The sequence below is a fragment of the Microcoleus sp. C2D2 genome, from assembly GCF_036702495.1.
In the GTDB taxonomy this organism is placed as follows: Bacteria; Cyanobacteriota; Cyanobacteriia; order Cyanobacteriales; family Microcoleaceae; genus Microcoleus.
Window position 1 is genome coordinate 1 of record NZ_JAUBTO010000348.1, and the last position, 2235, is coordinate 2235.

The 2235-nt window shown below is 45.5% G+C and carries 2 protein-coding genes; both read right to left on the reverse strand.

What is annotated here, in order from left to right; translation table 11 throughout:
* Window positions 1-70: 70 nt before the first annotated feature.
* A complete protein-coding gene (locus QUB61_RS39015; protein ID WP_333130284.1) occupies window positions 71-637 on the reverse strand; it encodes a dCMP deaminase family protein in 567 nt (188 codons plus the stop codon).
* Window positions 634-2235 (reverse strand): thymidylate synthase (locus QUB61_RS39020; protein WP_333190453.1); only part of this gene is annotated, 1602 nt, incomplete at its 5' end. The genes QUB61_RS39020 and QUB61_RS39015, both read right to left, overlap by 4 nt.

Consider the following 2235-nt stretch of genomic DNA (forward strand, 5'->3'; position numbering starts at 1 on the left):
CCATCCCACAAGAGTTATTTTTTCTTGTGGGATGGGCATCTTGCCCGTCCTAATTATTTTTGCAAGAGGTCTATTGTTTGCCTGGGCCTATAATTCCTGTTACAGTATCTTTTGGGACAGAGGTAGGATTCAGCAGAAATAAAGCCGCTCTTTTTGCTGTAGTTTCAGATAGCTTAATTTGTTTGAGTTCAACAAGACCTTCCGCGATAAAAGAATCTCTCAAAGCAGCTTTTTCTCCGCTGTTAAAAACAGTTTCATAAAATACTTCCCGAATGCCAGCAGAAATGATTACTTTCAAACAATAAATGCAGGGTTCTAAAGTCACGTAAATGCTAGATCCAGCGGTTGATATGCCGTGTTTTGCAGCTTTGGCGATCGCATTTGCCTCAGCATGAACCGCCCGCGAAGGCAAAGTTTTGCTGGCATCGCAACTGCTCAAACCGGGATAGCAGAAGCCTTGAGCCGTGCAGTGTACCGAACCTGACGGCGAACCGTTGTAACCGGTTGCTAAAACTTGCCTGTTTTTAGCTATCACCGCGCCTACAGGAAAAGCCAGACAAGTCGATCGAGTAGCAGCCAATTTTGCCAACATTAAGAAGTATTCGTCCCAACTCGGTCTTTCTTCTTCTAGATTCATCTTGTATCCTGAATGTATTGGTTGCTTGTTTTCAGACACTGGGCCGCCTTTTGCAATTCTATTCCCAAATAACCAATATGCTCGCCTTTAATGGCAGGGGAAGCCGCACAAATTTCTCGCACTAACTTGAGAGGGTTTTTTCCAGAATAACAGGTGACAACTTCGCCGCTGCCGGGGGTGGTTTGCGTGACAACTATTTGATTGTCGGCTACTTCAACTAAAAAATTGCCCGCTGCATCGAAAAAGTCTCGATCTTCGCAGATTTTAGCATATTGGGTTTGAATTAGTCGATCGGCATTTTCAAAGGTATCGTCATACAAGTGAGCCGATTGACTCAGCGTTACCAACGGGCCCATCGTCAAATTATAATCGGAACGCCTCGCAATTTCATCTCGAATGTGCTGCTGCAAAGCCCGCAAACCCATTGCATTTGCCGGCCACGCCGCAAACATATCGTTACTGCGGAGAGTTGCGGTTAGCGATATTTCACCGTCCACAACTCGCACCCAAATATGATTCAAACAAGGGCTACCGCTGTGCTGGTGGTCTGAGGAACCGTCAGGCCTTCTGTTAATATTTCCCCCGGCATCCCACAAACTAATTACAGCACTTGCCGCGTCAATTTCCTTAATTAGTTTGACAATAACTTCTTCGATTTGATCTCGTCCAAACCACGACCGCATCCGCTGTGCGTAGGTATATTTAATGCCTTCGCTATACGGGGCATCTTCGAGCATTTGCGGTTTGTACTGTTCGAGGAAATCGCGGTCTATTGGTAAGTAATTCGGTTCAGGAAAATAGAACTCCGCAGGCTCATCTGTAATCACTGCCATTAAGTCGATTAATTCTTGCCACTGTCCGTCGTAACCAGTCGGTCGTAAGGTGCCAGTGGTCTTAATTCGGTGGATGATTTTTACCCAAGTTTCGGCGATAGTTTTGCCTTCAATTCTGTGTCCGTATTTCTGACCGGGGAGTACAGTCGGGACAATTTCTACTAGCGGAAAAGTTACCGGTTCTCCCCAAGGTTCAACAGATTCTTTTTCGGCAAAAGACTTGACAAAGGTCACTGTCTCTGCTATATTGTTGGCTTCTTTCCATTCGATGGAATGACGCAATAGTTCTAAGGCTTCTGCTGCTATTTCAATATCGATGTAGCCAAATATTGAAGATTTAATTAGCCAGCAATCTCTGCCAGTATCGCTTTTGCCGGCTTCAAAGCCGTTGCGAAAAAAGTCGAGCAAGCACGCTGCCGCACCCGAGTTGCGGTCTTCTTTGGTAGCGTTGAGAATTACTAAAAAGCGGACGTGGGGATTGCACAGCAAGTTTCTAATTAAGAAGTTGATGCCGCGAGTAGGAGAGTACAGTTGTCCGATGACAGCAAATTCGTTGGGTTGTAATTTTTTGCCGATCGCACTTTTTACTGTCCAGCCGCTGACAATGGCTGTTTGCCCCGTTCCGCAAATTAATTGATTCGGTTTGTGTAGGGGTTTGTACTCAAATTTATTGACTAGATTTGTGGCTGTCATCAGAACTATGGGTTTGAAACCCCGTCCTTTTAGGACGGCTTTACATTGAATTGAATCCCCTCGCGGGGTGGA

Excerpts from the sequence above, each read along its gene's own strand:
- QUB61_RS39015 (WP_333130284.1), bottom strand. The coding sequence starts at position 637 with ATGAATCTAGAAGAAGAAAGACCGAGTTGGGACGAATACTTCTTAATG.